We start from the raw sequence: 13,227 nt of genomic DNA on the forward strand, positions 1-13,227 counted from the left end.
GGGAAAGAGGTCCGCGGAGCAGCAGGATAGATAGGCTGCTTATGATAACGGCGAGCGCGGGGTCAAGGCGGGGAAAAGTAAAACTATTTGCCCAATGGTGGCTCAGCTGTCGCTCTCACCGCTGACCAAGTGTGTGGTGACCAGTGCGGCGATGGCGTTTTCTTCGCTGCCAAAGCGCGCCAGCAGGGCCGCTTGTTTCTCGGCCGGAAGGCGGGTCCAGATCTCGACCATTTTCTCGGCAGTGCCGATCAGCACACTGGCCTGGGCTTCGCTGAATGGAGGGGTGTCATTGGTCATAGAGGGCTCGGGATTCAGGCAGTGTGGAAAACGCATCTTAGCGCTTTCCACACGGTCTGGTGGTGCGGGTCAATCAGTCTTCGCTGTCGGCCTGGCGGCGTTCAGTGGCTTCTTTGGGCTCGGGTTGCTGGACGTCTGCTTGCCCCCCGGCTTGTAGCGTGGTCGTCTGCTCAGTGTCGTGCAGGCTAGGGAAGGGGAGATTAGGGATCTCATGCATATCGCGCTCCTCGCAAAGTCTGTGGATAGATCTGGTAGATCCGCGCTTTTACAAAGCCTTTGCAGGATACAGCAGGAGAAATGACAAAAAGACTTTTAAATCCCGTCGGGCCGACAAAAGGGATTGTCTAGACACGTCATGTTCAATAGTCACGTCGCTTGCGAAATGCCCAGCGGCCGGCAATCAACGTGAAGGTCGCCACCAGTGCCACCAGGATCCAGAAGCCTTCGGGATCGCTGGCCAGCGGTACGCCGCCGACGTTCATGCCGAAGAAACCGGCAATGATGTTGATGGGCAACGCCAATACCGTCACCACTGTCAGGGTGAACAGGGTGCGGTTGCTCTGTTCGTTGAGGTTGGCGGCGATTTCTTCCTGGAGCAGCTTGATCCGTTCGCTCAACGCGGTGAGGTCGTTGATGATCAGGGCGAACTCCTCGGTGGATTTGCGCAGTTCCTTGACGTCTTCTTTCTGCAACCATTGCGGCGGACGGTTGAGCAGACGTAGCAATGAACCCGGCTCCAGGGCCAGCAAGCGCTGCAGGCGCACCAGTACCCGGCGGTTGCTGCCCAGCTCGGCGCGGTTGGTGGACAGCCGCGAGGACAGCAACTGATCCTCGACCTGGTCGACACTCAGGCTGGTCTTGCGCACGATCTGGGTCAGCACTTCGCCCTGATCGCGTAGCAAGTGCACGAGTAACTCCACTGGCGAGCGAAAGCATTCGCCGGCCTTCACCGACGAGCGCAGCTTGTCGACCGAGTGCAGGGGTTGCAGCCGCGCGCTGACGATCAATCGACTGTGCACGCAAACCCATAATGTGGAGACATCCGAGGACACCAGGTTGCTGAGGTTGAACACGACATCGTTCACCACGGCCAGCAACGCCGAGTCGACATGCTCGATGCGGGTCGAGCGCGAGCCTTCGTGCAAGGCTTCGAAAAACTCCTGGGGCAGGGCCAGGTGACTTTTCATCCAGCGCTCGCAGGCGGCATGAGCCAGGTTCAGGTGCAGCCAGAGGAACTCATCCGAGTCTTGCGGGTGTTGCAGGCACCGTAAGGCCTGGGCCGAATCGATCTCCTGCCCGCGTGCGCCGGGGCGGAAACGAAACCCGTAAAGCAGGCCAAACAGGTCCGGATCACGGTGGCTTTGGTCGATGCTGTGGTTCATGACGTCTCGCTGGCGGGAAGTGCCCGTCGCGCCTACAGGCTCACTTGAGCGCCATCTTCGCAAGTTTTCTTGATGGTTTTGTGACCGTTCCATTCGCACCGCCAAGCTGGCGCTACCGGCAGTCGCCAAGGTTCAAGAATGTCCCAGGCAGGCCGATGGTATGTGCGTACCCCTCCCTGCGATGCGGTGTGTTGCGACATGGAGGTCGGGACGTCGTTCCGTTGTTTTTGCTTAGAGATTGCTCCCTATGATTTTACAGAAGTCCCTTAGAGCCCAGATTCTTGCCCTGTTGAGCGGCAGCCTGCTGGCGATGTTGCTGATCGCTCTGGCGTCCTTTCATTTCCTTTCCAATGGTGTCCAGAACTATCGCAACCTGATCGATGGACCATTGCGTGCCTCGCAGTTGATTGACGAGGCCAACCTACAGTTCAAGGTGCAGGTGCAGGAATGGAAAAATGTCCTGCTGCGCGGCAAGCAGACGGCGGACCTGGATAAATACTGGAGGCAGTTCGAGGAACGTCAGCGTGAGGTCCAAGACATCCTTGGCCAATTGAGCGGGCATGAAGGTGTGCCGGCGCCAATCAAGACCCGCATCGTGGCCCTGCGCGATGAGCATCGTCAGTTGGGCGCGGCCTACCAAAAAGGCCGTGACGCATTTGTCGCCTCCGGTGGCGATTCGGCGGCGGGCGATGCGGCGGTAAAGGGCATGGACCGTGCTGCCAGTGAACAGATGAGTGCGCTGGTGGTGGAGCTGCGCAAGCTGGGCATCGAGGAGTCGACGCTGATCAGCGCCGGCGCCGATCGCACGATTATGCTGGGCACCGTGATCATGCTGGTGTCGGGCGTGCTGATTGGGTTGTTCAGCCTGTGGCTGGTCAATCGCAACCTGGTTCAACCGATCCGTAAACTGATCGACTACGTGACCCGACTCAGCCATGGGCATTTCGCCGAGCGTGTGACGAGCAACCGTCAGGACGAGCTGGGCAATCTGGCGGTAGCGGCCAACACGTTGCGCGATTTCCTTGCCGAAACCTTTAGCCGCCTGCAACGCAGTGCCACGGAACTGGACGGTGCCAGCGGTGAGCTCAATGCCATTGCCCGCTTAATGGGCCAGGGCACCAGCGAGCAATTCGAACGCACCGATCAGGTGGCGACGGCGATGACCGAAATGTCCGCCACAGCCCAGGAAGTGGCACGCCATGCCGTCGATGCCGCGCAGGCGGCCGATGATGCCGATCAATCGGCGCAGCAGGGCGGGAAGGTCATGCAGGGGACCATCCACACCATCACCCGGATGCGCGGCGAGATCGCCAACACGGCCAAGGTCATCCGTCAGTTGGAAACCGACAGCGGGCGCATCGGCAAGGTGTTGGAGGTGATCCGCGGGATCGCCGAACAGACCAACCTGTTAGCCCTCAATGCTGCCATCGAAGCCGCGCGGGCCGGGGAGGCGGGGCGCGGTTTCGCGGTAGTCGCCGATGAGGTGCGCAGCCTGGCCCAACGCACGGCCTCGTCGATCATCGAGATCAACCAGATTATCCAGACCGTACAAACGGGTGCGGTGGACGCGGCCCATGCCATTGAGAGTGGGCAGTCGCGCAGCGAAGAAAGTGTGGAGCAAGTGACCCAGGCCGGTGTGATGCTCGAACGCATCACCCAGGCTGTCGAAGCGATTCGTGACATGAACCGCCAGATCGCCACCGCAGCCGAAGAGCAGACTTCCGTGGCCGAAGACATTTCCCGCAACCTGACTGAAATCACCTGCATTGCCAGCACTAACCTGGACAATGTGCAGCGCACCGAAGCCGCCAGTCGGGATTTGCACGGTTTGTCGGGACAGTTGAATGAAGTGACGGCGAGGTTGAGTGCCTGACGGTCGTTCGCGACAGGTATCGATAAATGCAAAAGAGCCGCGCAACCCTAAGGTTGCGCGGCTCTTTTTTACTGATGGATCAAGTGTCTTGCTTGTTGCTCAAGACTTTGCCGGTCGAGGCATCGAAATCAACATCGAACTCTTTGCCGTCGGCTGTTTTCAATTCGACTTCATATTCATAGCCGTTGAAGTGGTTATCCAGGTCGGTGTCGGTGATGGTGGCGCCCGGGTGCAACTTCAGGGCTTCTTCGTTCATCGATTCAAGGGACTTGATCTTGTCGTCCTTGACCAGTTGAGAAATTTGATCGACGCGAACATCCGCCTGGGCCAGGCCAGCAGTCAGGGTCAAGGCAACAGCGGTAAACAGGGCAGTCAACGTTTTCATGAGATCTTTCCTTGGTGTCGTTAAGGGTGAGTCGTTTTAAGTGGGTTCAGATTAACTGTGGCAACTTAATTCACCCTTAATTCGAAAAAACCTGAAGCAAGTTGCCTGGCAACTGTCTTGCGACTCAGTAGCCGTTCTTTTCCAATAGTTGCACCACGCTGCCTGTCTCGGGACGCTGGAGGTACTTGAGCAGTTCACTGGCACGGTTGGTGAAGATGCCATCGACGCCGGCATCCATCACTTTCTTGAAGTCCACAGGTTCATCCGCGGTGTAGACATGTACCAGCAAACCTTGGTCATGGGTGTACTGGTTCATCCATGGCTGCACCAGGTCCGCGTAACTCTGGCTGCCGCCGTGGGTCAACATCGCCGAAGGACCGGTGCCGATGGCGCCGTGGGCCTTGGCATACTGGACCCACTGCTCGAATTCAGCCTTGTCCTTGGGTTCTTGCTTGGCGTAATAGGCGGCCTTGTCCGTTTCGCCGGACTGGGCAAAAGGTACCTTGGACTTGGGCTCGATGTTGCCTTCGCCCACCCACAACAGCAGGATCTTCGGCACCTTTGGCATCTCTTTGTGCAGCAGTTCGAGACTGCTCTTTTCAAAGGTCTGCAAGACCACTTTGCCCTTGCCCTGGCCGACCCCCGTGGCCCGCTTGGCCAGTTTTGACCCGGCCGGGCTCAGCCAACCACGGTCCTGCAATTTGTCCTTCAGGTCGCGCTCGATATCGGGGAACAGCTTCGGCTCCTTGGTTTCGATGTACAGCCCGGGTTTTTGCTGCGGGTTGCCCTCGGCGATATTGATCACTTCATCGAGGGTCAGGATTTTCAAGCCCACGAACGAAGGCCGCGCGCGGTCCGGGTAAGCGGTGTTGAACCAACTGCCGGCATCGAGGGTTTTGAGCTCCGCCATGGTGAATTCGTTGGCGGTGCTGTCCTTGCGCTCGGGGAATTTGACCGCGACATCCGTGGTGCGCAGCAAGCTGTCGTCATGCAGGACGAACAGCACGCCGTCCTTGCTGCGTTGCAGGTCCAGTTCCAGGTAGTCGGCGCCCAGGTCGCGGGCCAGCTTGTAGGCGGCAGCGGTTGCTTCCGGCGCGTCGAACGAGGCGCCGCGGTGAGCGATCACGGCGGGATGAGGAATCCCCTGGAGGGCCGCCAAAGCCTTGGGGCTCGGGGCCTCGGAGGCCTGTGCCTGACCGAAGCCGAGCAACAGGCTCAGCATCAACGCACTGCGGATGAAGGTGACAGGCATGCTCGAGATCCTTTCGTAGGTTTTGCAAAGAGCTATCTTTTAGCAACTGAACGCAGGCGGCGCTATCGTCATATCGACATAAATATGTGTAAAGCAGATTTTTCCCACGCATTTTCGGGATGCTTTGCAGTACCCTTGGCGCACCAGTTTCCCCGGCAGAGGGAAACCTGAAACCATCGTTCACTTGCCTTGTGTGTAAACCATTGATCAGACGTCCTGCGAGACGCATCCGTGAGGTTTACCATGCGCACCACTTCGACATTCATCTGCCAGGCCGCCGACCAGCTCAAGGGCTTTGTTGGCCTGAACCGCAAGACCGGCCAATACATCGTACGTTTCAGCGAAGACGCCTTCGGCATGGACGTGGCCGACGACGGCATCATCCCTACCTGCGAATTTGTCTGGGCTCCCGTGGCGGACGGCACCATGGCCCTCAAACGCGAGCGGATCCAGTTGCTGCTGGACCAGCACATCGACGACCGGATCAACCTCTGCGAACCCTTGCGGGTGTACATGGCCCGCAGCGACCTGCCGGAAATCGTGGCGGTGCGGCAGTTGGTGGCAGGCTGAGCCTCAATCTTGAATTGAACAGAGATCCTGTGGGAGCGAGATTCAGTGTGGGAGCAAGGCTTGCCCGCGATGGCGGCGGCACATTCAACATCGCAGCAAGCTGACCCACCGCTATCGCGAGCCAGCTCAGCTCCCACAGGGGATTTGTGGTAACCGCCGGCCCTCCACAGGTTTTGTATCCTGGCATCAGGTTTGGCGGCGGAACGCATAATCGCGTTCGACCTTGCACACCCTCGTGTGGCAATGGGCATACCAGGTGGAGCGGCCGCGCTCGCGGATCGCGCTGTGTTCGGGATGCTGCTTCCAGGCCAGGATCGCTGCTTCGCTGTTCCAATAGGACACGGTGATGCCCAAGCCATCTTCGCCGCGCGCCGATTCGACGCCGAGAAACCCCGGCTGCTCTCGAGCCAAGACCAGCATGCGCTCGGCGGCTTCGGTGTAACCTTGGTCCCCCTCGGTGCGCAGGGAGGTGAAAATCACGGCGTAGTAGTGGGCGCTCATGGCGTTGTCCTGGCGCATGCTTTGACAAACGCGCTGACCAGCGGCGGCACGCGCCCTTCCAATGCGGCACGTTCAGGTTGGAACAGCGTGGCGACAAAGAACGGATGGCCCTGCAGCTCCACTGCGCGCAGGCCGCCGGCGGAGTCCCGGGCCACGGCGTGCAGGCGCTGATTGAGTAAGTCCTTTTCAAAATCCGGGTTGACCCCGAAGCGGCAATGGTAGCCCTCGAATACCATCTGGGTTCCATAAGCCTTGGTAATCAACGAGTCCGCATCGAGCTGGAGACTGTCGATGGTTTCGATCAAGGCACAGCTCAGCGGCGTCAGCAACGCCCGTTCAGCCTCGGGATCGTTTTCGCCATGGGCGGCATCGACCCACCCCCTCACGTTGCGGGCGTATTCCAGCACGGCATGTTGAAAACCACCGCAGGTGCCTAGGAAAGGGCGACGCTGTTCGCGGGCAAAACGAATCGCCTGCAAGGCGCCGGTTTCGTTTTGGTAGGGACTGCCCGGCACGCACCAGATACCGTCGAAGCCCTCTAGCACAGCGTTGTCGGCGATCAGCGGCGTTGCCAGCCAGTGGACGCGAATGTCATGGCCGGTTTGCCCACCGGCCAGTTCAAGTGCGACGGGGATCGCGCGGTGAGCGGTGATGTGTGGGTCGTGGTCGCCGACCAGGGCGATGTGTAAAGGACGCTGTTTTTCCATGAGAGACTCGCCGCTTGTTGATTCCTGGTCGCCACTATAGATTGGCGTTCACGCAATCAATATTGGCGTTTATCCAAGTGATCAATGCAGCAGCGCACTATCGTCTGGACTATTCCGACTTGTCCCTGATCCTGGCACTGGTCCGTGGTGGCTCACTGGCCCGGGCCGCTCGGTTGCTGCAGGTAGACGTGTCCACGGTATTTCGTTCGGTACGTCGACTGGAGGCGGCCCTGGGCCAGCCCTTGTTTGAAAAAAACCGTTCCGGGTACTTGCCCACGAGCCTGGCCCAGGCACTGGCCGAACAAGCCGAGCGCGCCGAACAGGCGTTGGAGGCGGCGCGGGTGGGTGTGGAGCAGGGCGGTGAGGTCATCAGCGGGACGGTGCGCCTGACGTGCAGTGACTCGGTCCTGCAAGCCTTGTTGCTGCCTGCACTGGCGCGCTTCATGCCTGCGTATCCGGCGCTGGCCCTTGAGCTGAGCACCTCGAACGACTTCGCCAACCTGAGCCGCCGCGATGCCGACATTGCATTGCGTCTGACCCGTACACCGCCGGAACATCTGGTCGGTCGAAATCTGGGCAATGTGGCTTACCGGGTATGTGCCAGTACCACGTATCTGCGCTCGGTGGATGCGAATGACCTGGCCGCCATGACGTGGATCGCACCGGACGATTTCCTCCCGGATCACCCTACGGTAGCCTGGCGCCGCCAGCATCTACCCGGCGTGGTGCCCGCCTATCGCTGCAACAGCATGCTCTCGGTCACCGAACTGGTGCGAGCCGGCTTGGGGGTGGCGGCGCTGCCGGACTTTCTGGTCGAGGAACACCAGGGCCTGATGCCCTTTGGCGAACCGCTGGAGGGTTATGACACGGCCCTGTGGCTCCTGACCCGTCCGGACTGCCGGGCCTTGCGTTCGGTGGTGACCTTGTTCGAGGAGTTGGGGCGCAATCTGCGGTGGGGCTGACCCTCAGACTTGGTAACGGCTCAGGAACATGTCGAGGGCAGATTCGATCACCCGAGTCTGCTCATCCTGGGGCAGGCTGGGTTGCCCCATCGAAACCTGCGGCCAGAAGGCGAACGTCTTGAGCAGCCCATGCATTTGCTGGGCGGCAAATGCCGGCTCCCCGGGTTTCAACCGGCCATCGGCCTGGGCTTGGCGAATCCAGGCCGTCAGGCCTTCTTCACGCTGGCCCATGCGCGACACCATGTCCTGGGCTCGCTCGGGGGAATGAATGGTCGCGGCGATGGCGATGCGCGCCAAGTCGAGAAAGTTCTCGTCCGCCAGCATGTTCAGTTTGGCTTGCAGCAACGTTTGAAGCTGTTCCCGCAGCGGCTTTTGCGGGCTGTAGGGCATGTCCTGTTCTGCGGTAATGCTGTTCCATAACCGGTTGAGAATTTCGGCAAACAACGCTTCCTTGCTCGGGAAATGGTTATACACCGTGCGCTTCGATACGCCGGCAGTCGCCGCGATCTTGTCCATGCTGGTGATCTCGAAACCGCTGCTACGGAATTCAGCAATCGCGGCCTGGAGGATGGCTTCGCGTTTTCGCTCGGTAAGGCGCTGCGGTACGGTCATGGGCAATTCGTCGGTTGAGATGATAGAGCTTACACTCGGCAGTTTACTTGCTCCCGGGATTCATGCAATCTAGAAACTACACCGAGTGGTGTAGTTTTTAGTCCGGCGGCTGAGCGTGCATGCAACGGCCATCCAGCGTCCCACAACGGCGAAGCGCAATTGCGCCGACGCCCTTGGAGTTATCGCACCATGACCATTCCCTCTCTTTCGACCGACAATCCGTCCACCCAGGACGCATCCCGGCATGAACAGGGCAAGTATCGCAATCATGCCTTCACCCCTCGGGAAGGCTTTGGCACCACCCTGCGCATCATCTGGAACATGATCTTCCACAAGCCGCGCACCACTCGGCCTTCGGGCGCCATCGAGGTTCAAGCGCTGACGCGCGCCGCGCTGCTGGCGGCGCCGAACAACAGCGTATTCCGTCTCGGCCATTCCACTCTATTGCTCAAGCTGCGGGATAAATTCTGGCTGACAGACCCGGTGTTCTCCGAGCGTGCCTCACCTGTGCAGTGGGCCGGCCCTAAGCGTTTTCATCAGCCGCCCATCAGCCTGGAGGAATTACCGCCGATCGAAGCAGTGATTCTTTCCCACGATCATTACGACCACCTCGATCGTCAGGCCATCCTCAAGCTGGCGGCCAAGACTCGCCACTTCCTGGCCCCCCTTGGCGTGGGCGACACCCTGATCAAATGGGGCGTCGACGCCAACAAGGTACGTCAGTTGGACTGGTGGCAAGGTACCGAGGTGGACGGTATCGAGTTCGTTGCGACACCTTCCCAGCATTTTTCCGGGCGCGGCCTGTTCGACAGCAACAGCACCTTGTGGGCCTCATGGGTGATGATTGATGGCGCCACACGAATTTTCTTCAGCGGCGACACTGGCTACTTCGACGGTTTCAAACGCATCGGCGAACGATATGGCCCCTTTGACCTGACGCTGATGGAAACCGGTGCCTATGACGTCGATTGGCCCCACGTCCACATGCAGCCAGAGCAGACCCTGCAGGCTCATATCGATCTCAAGGGCCGTTGGCTGCTGCCGATCCACAACGGTACGTTCGACCTGGCGATGCATGCCTGGTATGAACCTTTCGATCGCATCCTGGCCCTGGCCTGGGAACGCAATGTTCACATTGCCACGCCGCAAATGGGCGAAGCATTCACCCTGACGCAGCCGCAACGTGGCCGCGCCTGGTGGCTAGACGTGGAGCCCTCGGCGTACCAGGATCAGGCCGGTATCGCCTAGCACTCACAGGGTTGGCGTTATTCAATCATTGCGTAGTCGGAGCGCCCCATTGGGTCCGGTGTCGCGCCCTTGATGTTCATGCCCCGCCCTGGTGCGAAGCCGGGGAAGAACACCAGGCCCTCGGCCTCCAGGCGAAAGGCCAGGGCCAGGCGAGTGACATCGAGCAACTCGCCACCGGTCTCGAAGCGGCGGATGGCCTGGACCGAAACGCCGGATTGGTGGGACAGTTCCTCGACACTCCAGCCCAGCATGGCTCGGGCCTGTGCACTGTGAGCAGGGGTGAATTGATAGACAGCGATGCGTTCCAGGGTGGTTTTGATTGCGAGAGAGGCCATGGGGTGCTCCAAAGCTGTTGGATTTAAAAATACTGTGTTTTTGTACAGTTGTTTTGAATCCCGATCAATCTCATTTTTTGATCAATGACCGGCGGTCTTCTCCAGCCAGGCGCTCGGGGCGTGACCCAGTACGCGACGAAACATCGTGGAGAATGCCGCGGGGCTGTCGTAGCCCAGATCCAGGGCTATGCGCGTCACCGAATCCCCTTCGGCCAGACGGGCCAACGCCGCCATGACACACGCCTGCTGCCGCCACTGGCTGAAACTCAGCGTGGTTTGCCGACTGAACAGGCGATTGAATGAGCGCAAGCTGACAGGTAACTGCGCCGCCCATTGCACGGGCGAGGCATGGGCGTCTGGGCGTTTCAGAAATGCCTGGCACAGACCGAGCAGGCGCGGGTCTTGGGGCAGTGGAAGGTGCAGGGGCAGATGGGCGCTGCGCAGCAGCTCGTGCAGCAGCAGATCGATCAGCGCACAATCGCGCCCAGCCTCGTCGTAATCCGGTGCAAGTTCCACGGCTTCCATCAGCAACTGGCGCATCAGGGGCGACACGCTGATGACCTGGCAACGGGTGTCCATGGCCGTTACGGCGGCCGGTTCGATATACAAACTTCGCGTGCTGACGCCCAGCATCAGCACCTCATGGGCAACCCCAGGCGGGATCCACACCGCCCGTTGCGGCGGCACCACCCAATTGCCGTCCGCGGTGCTGACCTGCATGACTCCGGTGGCGCCGTAGAGCAACTGCGCACGCCGGTGGGTATGGCGCGGCAACCGATGACCGTCGGGGTAATCCGTGCCGATAGCCACCACTGGCCGTGGCGTGTCGTCCAGCAGGTCAATCGAAACATTGCGCATCGAGCGGTATCCAACGATTGGCGTAAACGCAAACATTATTGGCTTACTTGCTGAAGCAGGCCAAGCCCCATCGCTCTATCGTCGGCCTCTCTCAATTAACGGATGCTGCGCGATGTTCTACCTCTTGCTGGCACTTTTCGGCTGCATGACTGGCGTCACCGCCGTGTTGTTCGGCTTCGGCGGCGGATTCGTCGTGGTGCCCTTGCTATACCGCATGCTCACCGCCAGCCACGGCGCTGACGACCCTATCGGCCAATCGGCGATGCACATCGCCGTGGCCACCTCGACCTGCGTGATGATCGTCAACGCGCTGATCGCCACCGCCAAGCATCACCGCGCCGGTAACCTCATTCGCCACTACCTGTGGCCGTTGGGCGGCTTCATCGGCCTGGGCGCTATCGTCGGAGCTGTTGCCGCGATGTGGGCGAGTAGCGAAGTCATTCGCTATGCCTTCATCGTTTATCTGGGCGTAGCCATTCTGGACTGCTTGTTCAGACGCGGTTTTCTGACACAGTCTGACGCTGTAATCCCACGGCGATTGGGCAGGGCAGAGGTATCAGCAGGCGGCATCAGCATCGGCGCCATCGCCACTTTTCTGGGCGTGGGTGGAAGTGTCATGACGGTGCCATTGTTGCGCCGTTGCGGGCTGAATATGTCGCGCGCAACGTCCATGGCTAACCCGCTGAGTTTGCCGGTTGCGGTGGCCGGGACGTTGACTTACATGGCCATGGCCGGGTTTACCGAATTTGATTTGGGGCCGTGGTTTGTCGGTTACGTCGACTTGATGGCCTTCGCTGTGCTGACACTCGGCGCGTTAGTGGGGATTCGTCTGGCAACGCCATGGATCGGACGGATACCGGATGGGCTTCACGCTTGGGTCTATATTGGATTGTTGGTCAGTGTGATGCTGGGCATAGCTATAAAATAAATCGCTGCATGGTGTTGCTCGATAGCGCTACAGCTAGCCTGAGGCGAAGTCACTTATCGGCCAATCCCGGGGCCTCCCGAATAATAAAGTGATCCAAGTTCTCGATATTGGCACTGAACACCCCGAACGTTTCTTCGGGGTTCTTCTTGCTCGGCACCTGCTTGAACTCCGGCGTCACGCCATAAAAGAAGCAATACAACGGCGCGTCACTGTCGACGGCATGCTTGATCTCTTCCAGGAACGCTTTGCGCTTGCGGTAGTTATCGATCAGCTTCTTGCTCAGGTAAACGTTGACCGAGTAAGGCTTCTTCTTCGCCTCGTCCGGTTGTTTGAACCAGACCTTGGGTTCGAAATCGATGCGAAAGCTTTGCGTGTAATCCTTGATCTCCTTGATCTTGCCCCAGTAGATCAAGCCCTTGTTGTCCTGCAAATACTCGATCTTCTTGAAGAACGATCCATAGGGCGCCGTGTGTTCGACAATCTTCAACAGCTTGCGCTTGAGCAGGTCCTTGTCCGCGAAGTTCGACACAAAACACTCCACCGGGTGGGCGAAGACGCTGGTCTTGTCGGGTGTCGAGTCTTGGACGGAATGAGCGTCATCACCGTGGGACGATAGGGTGGGCGACGTAGGCCGAGTCGCTGTTTCAACATCCTTCGGCAGATCGGACGGTTTACGCACGTACTGACGTCGAGTCAGCAACAGCTCCGATGGAAAATGCTCTTCACGGTCGTCATCCGTTTCCACCTCGCCACTCTGCGCACCCAACCCCGGCGTTTTCGGACTGACGTAAGGACAGCCCTCGATATGCCGGGTAGTTGGCTGATTCTTGAAATGTGGCGTGCGGATGTAATTGACGTTCTTGGCGTTGAACGTCGTCAGCCGATTGTCCTCATCAAACGCCGCCCGACAGGCATCGTTGGGGCACTGAAAGCGCTCCTTGACCGAATCGAAGGCCATGGTCTCGTCGAAATTCAGATCCCGAACGTCATAGATCGAAAGCTTGGCATCGAGGCTGAGGCAGTAGGCGGTGTCGAATTTCATCGGGGCTCGGGTCCATGAGAGGAAGTGTATTAATACCGAAGGACGCGGCGGGCTGCACCCAAAGTTTCAACACACCACAAACCCCCTGTGGGAGCGAGCCTGCTCGCGATTCCCAAAACCAACCCCGCCATCAAGCCTGCCACCCACCTGCGCCCTGATATCAACCTGTGGCGGGGGGCTTGCTCCCGCTGGGCTGAAGCAGTCCCCGTTCGCAGCCGTGCAGGTCTCGTCGAACGCTCGCATAGTGGCCTTGTCGATAGCGCTGATTTTCAACA

At 59.4% G+C, this 13,227-nt stretch carries 16 protein-coding genes and 1 pseudogene; 6 read left to right on the forward strand and 11 right to left on the reverse strand.

Features of this window, described 5'->3' with window-relative positions; all coding sequences use genetic code 11:
- Positions 1–102: 102 nt before the first annotated feature.
- From AACY31_RS09685 to AACY31_RS09695, 3 genes are all read right to left on the reverse strand, one after another.
- Entirely contained in the window at positions 103–333 is a 231-nt protein-coding gene (locus tag AACY31_RS09685; protein ID WP_339475344.1) for a hypothetical protein, read from the reverse strand.
- A 37-nt stretch (positions 334–370) separates the two neighbouring features.
- Positions 371–514 carry a hypothetical protein gene (locus AACY31_RS09690; protein WP_339475342.1) on the reverse strand — a complete coding sequence of 48 codons (144 nt, stop codon included), beginning with the start codon at positions 512–514 and terminating at the stop codon, positions 371–373.
- Between the two features lie 142 nt (positions 515–656).
- On the reverse strand, positions 657–1,679 hold the full coding sequence (locus tag AACY31_RS09695; RefSeq protein WP_339475340.1) for a transporter: 1,023 nt from the start codon (positions 1,677–1,679) through the stop codon (positions 657–659).
- 829 nt (positions 1,680–2,508) lie between these two features.
- On the opposite strand from AACY31_RS09695, the pseudogene AACY31_RS28885 reads away from it, so the two are divergent.
- Both AACY31_RS28885 and AACY31_RS28890 read left to right on the forward strand, forming a co-directional pair.
- A pseudogene (locus AACY31_RS28885) lies at positions 2,509–2,667 on the forward strand (HAMP domain-containing protein); the annotation flags it as partial.
- Between the two features lie 117 nt (positions 2,668–2,784).
- A complete protein-coding gene (locus AACY31_RS28890) occupies positions 2,785–3,552 on the forward strand; it encodes a methyl-accepting chemotaxis protein (RefSeq protein WP_445261532.1) in 768 nt (255 codons plus the stop codon).
- A gap of 79 nt (positions 3,553–3,631) precedes the next feature.
- Here the strand turns inward: AACY31_RS28890 and AACY31_RS09705 are convergent, their stop codons facing one another.
- The gene (locus AACY31_RS09705; protein WP_339475337.1) at positions 3,632–3,937 is read right to left on the reverse strand and encodes a PepSY domain-containing protein; all 306 of its coding nucleotides are present in this window, start codon (positions 3,935–3,937) and stop codon (positions 3,632–3,634) included.
- Positions 3,938–4,061: 124 nt separating this feature from the next.
- Positions 4,062–5,189 carry a glycerophosphodiester phosphodiesterase gene (locus tag AACY31_RS09710; RefSeq protein ID WP_339475335.1) on the reverse strand — a complete coding sequence of 376 codons (1,128 nt, stop codon included), beginning with the start codon at positions 5,187–5,189 and terminating at the stop codon, positions 4,062–4,064.
- A gap of 243 nt (positions 5,190–5,432) precedes the next feature.
- Between AACY31_RS09710 and AACY31_RS09715 the strand changes: the two genes are divergently transcribed.
- A complete protein-coding gene (locus AACY31_RS09715) occupies positions 5,433–5,759 on the forward strand; it encodes a DUF2025 family protein (protein WP_339475332.1) in 327 nt (108 codons plus the stop codon).
- A gap of 186 nt (positions 5,760–5,945) precedes the next feature.
- Here the strand turns inward: AACY31_RS09715 and AACY31_RS09720 are convergent, their stop codons facing one another.
- Entirely contained in the window at positions 5,946–6,260 is a 315-nt protein-coding gene (locus AACY31_RS09720) for an antibiotic biosynthesis monooxygenase family protein (protein WP_339475330.1), read from the reverse strand.
- Positions 6,257–6,967: a CTP synthase C-terminal region-related (seleno)protein gene (locus AACY31_RS09725; protein WP_339475328.1), complete on the reverse strand. Its 711-nt coding sequence runs from the start codon at positions 6,965–6,967 to the stop codon at positions 6,257–6,259. The genes AACY31_RS09720 and AACY31_RS09725 overlap by 4 nt, the downstream gene beginning before the upstream one ends.
- Before the next feature lie 14 nt (positions 6,968–6,981).
- Between AACY31_RS09725 and AACY31_RS09730 the strand changes: the two genes are divergently transcribed.
- Complete coding sequence (locus AACY31_RS09730; RefSeq protein WP_339475326.1) at positions 6,982–7,929, forward strand: LysR family transcriptional regulator; 948 nt, start codon at positions 6,982–6,984, stop codon at positions 7,927–7,929.
- A gap of 3 nt (positions 7,930–7,932) precedes the next feature.
- Here the strand turns inward: AACY31_RS09730 and AACY31_RS09735 are convergent, their stop codons facing one another.
- A complete protein-coding gene (locus AACY31_RS09735) occupies positions 7,933–8,541 on the reverse strand; it encodes a TetR/AcrR family transcriptional regulator (RefSeq protein WP_339475324.1) in 609 nt (202 codons plus the stop codon).
- Positions 8,542–8,730: 189 nt separating this feature from the next.
- Between AACY31_RS09735 and AACY31_RS09740 the strand changes: the two genes are divergently transcribed.
- Positions 8,731–9,789: an MBL fold metallo-hydrolase gene (locus AACY31_RS09740; RefSeq protein WP_339475321.1), complete on the forward strand. Its 1,059-nt coding sequence runs from the start codon at positions 8,731–8,733 to the stop codon at positions 9,787–9,789.
- Positions 9,790–9,806: 17 nt separating this feature from the next.
- Here the strand turns inward: AACY31_RS09740 and AACY31_RS09745 are convergent, their stop codons facing one another.
- Positions 9,807–10,124: a helix-turn-helix domain-containing protein gene (locus tag AACY31_RS09745; RefSeq protein ID WP_339475319.1), complete on the reverse strand. Its 318-nt coding sequence runs from the start codon at positions 10,122–10,124 to the stop codon at positions 9,807–9,809.
- An 81-nt stretch (positions 10,125–10,205) separates the two neighbouring features.
- Positions 10,206–10,982 carry an AraC family transcriptional regulator gene (locus AACY31_RS09750; protein ID WP_339504372.1) on the reverse strand — a complete coding sequence of 259 codons (777 nt, stop codon included), beginning with the start codon at positions 10,980–10,982 and terminating at the stop codon, positions 10,206–10,208.
- Between the two features lie 112 nt (positions 10,983–11,094).
- Between AACY31_RS09750 and AACY31_RS09755 the strand changes: the two genes are divergently transcribed.
- Positions 11,095–11,910 carry a sulfite exporter TauE/SafE family protein gene (locus tag AACY31_RS09755; RefSeq protein ID WP_339475314.1) on the forward strand — a complete coding sequence of 272 codons (816 nt, stop codon included), beginning with the start codon at positions 11,095–11,097 and terminating at the stop codon, positions 11,908–11,910.
- A 49-nt stretch (positions 11,911–11,959) separates the two neighbouring features.
- Here the strand turns inward: AACY31_RS09755 and AACY31_RS09760 are convergent, their stop codons facing one another.
- Positions 11,960–12,952 carry a hypothetical protein gene (locus AACY31_RS09760; protein WP_339475312.1) on the reverse strand — a complete coding sequence of 331 codons (993 nt, stop codon included), beginning with the start codon at positions 12,950–12,952 and terminating at the stop codon, positions 11,960–11,962.
- Positions 12,953–13,227 lie beyond the last annotated feature (275 nt).

The organism is Pseudomonas sp. RL_105y_Pfl2_101 (genome assembly GCF_963970585.1).
Taxonomy (GTDB): domain Bacteria; phylum Pseudomonadota; class Gammaproteobacteria; order Pseudomonadales; family Pseudomonadaceae; genus Aquipseudomonas.

Excerpts from the sequence above, each read along its gene's own strand:
- AACY31_RS09685 (WP_339475344.1), bottom strand. The coding sequence starts at position 333 with ATGCGTTTTCCACACTGCCTGAATCCCGAGCCCTCTATGACCAATGAC.
- AACY31_RS09690 (WP_339475342.1), bottom strand. The coding sequence starts at position 514 with ATGCATGAGATCCCTAATCTCCCCTTCCCTAGCCTGCACGACACTGAG.
- AACY31_RS09695 (WP_339475340.1), bottom strand. The coding sequence starts at position 1,679 with ATGAACCACAGCATCGACCAAAGCCACCGTGATCCGGACCTGTTTGGC.
- AACY31_RS28890 (WP_445261532.1), top strand. The coding sequence starts at position 2,785 with ATGGGCCAGGGCACCAGCGAGCAATTCGAACGCACCGATCAGGTGGCG.
- AACY31_RS09705 (WP_339475337.1), bottom strand. The coding sequence starts at position 3,937 with ATGAAAACGTTGACTGCCCTGTTTACCGCTGTTGCCTTGACCCTGACT.
- AACY31_RS09710 (WP_339475335.1), bottom strand. The coding sequence starts at position 5,189 with ATGCCTGTCACCTTCATCCGCAGTGCGTTGATGCTGAGCCTGTTGCTC.
- AACY31_RS09715 (WP_339475332.1), top strand. The coding sequence starts at position 5,433 with ATGCGCACCACTTCGACATTCATCTGCCAGGCCGCCGACCAGCTCAAG.
- AACY31_RS09720 (WP_339475330.1), bottom strand. The coding sequence starts at position 6,260 with ATGAGCGCCCACTACTACGCCGTGATTTTCACCTCCCTGCGCACCGAG.
- AACY31_RS09725 (WP_339475328.1), bottom strand. The coding sequence starts at position 6,967 with ATGGAAAAACAGCGTCCTTTACACATCGCCCTGGTCGGCGACCACGAC.
- AACY31_RS09735 (WP_339475324.1), bottom strand. The coding sequence starts at position 8,541 with ATGACCGTACCGCAGCGCCTTACCGAGCGAAAACGCGAAGCCATCCTC.
- AACY31_RS09740 (WP_339475321.1), top strand. The coding sequence starts at position 8,731 with ATGACCATTCCCTCTCTTTCGACCGACAATCCGTCCACCCAGGACGCA.
- AACY31_RS09745 (WP_339475319.1), bottom strand. The coding sequence starts at position 10,124 with ATGGCCTCTCTCGCAATCAAAACCACCCTGGAACGCATCGCTGTCTAT.
- AACY31_RS09750 (WP_339504372.1), bottom strand. The coding sequence starts at position 10,982 with ATGCGCAATGTTTCGATTGACCTGCTGGACGACACGCCACGGCCAGTG.
- AACY31_RS09755 (WP_339475314.1), top strand. The coding sequence starts at position 11,095 with ATGTTCTACCTCTTGCTGGCACTTTTCGGCTGCATGACTGGCGTCACC.
- AACY31_RS09760 (WP_339475312.1), bottom strand. The coding sequence starts at position 12,952 with ATGAAATTCGACACCGCCTACTGCCTCAGCCTCGATGCCAAGCTTTCG.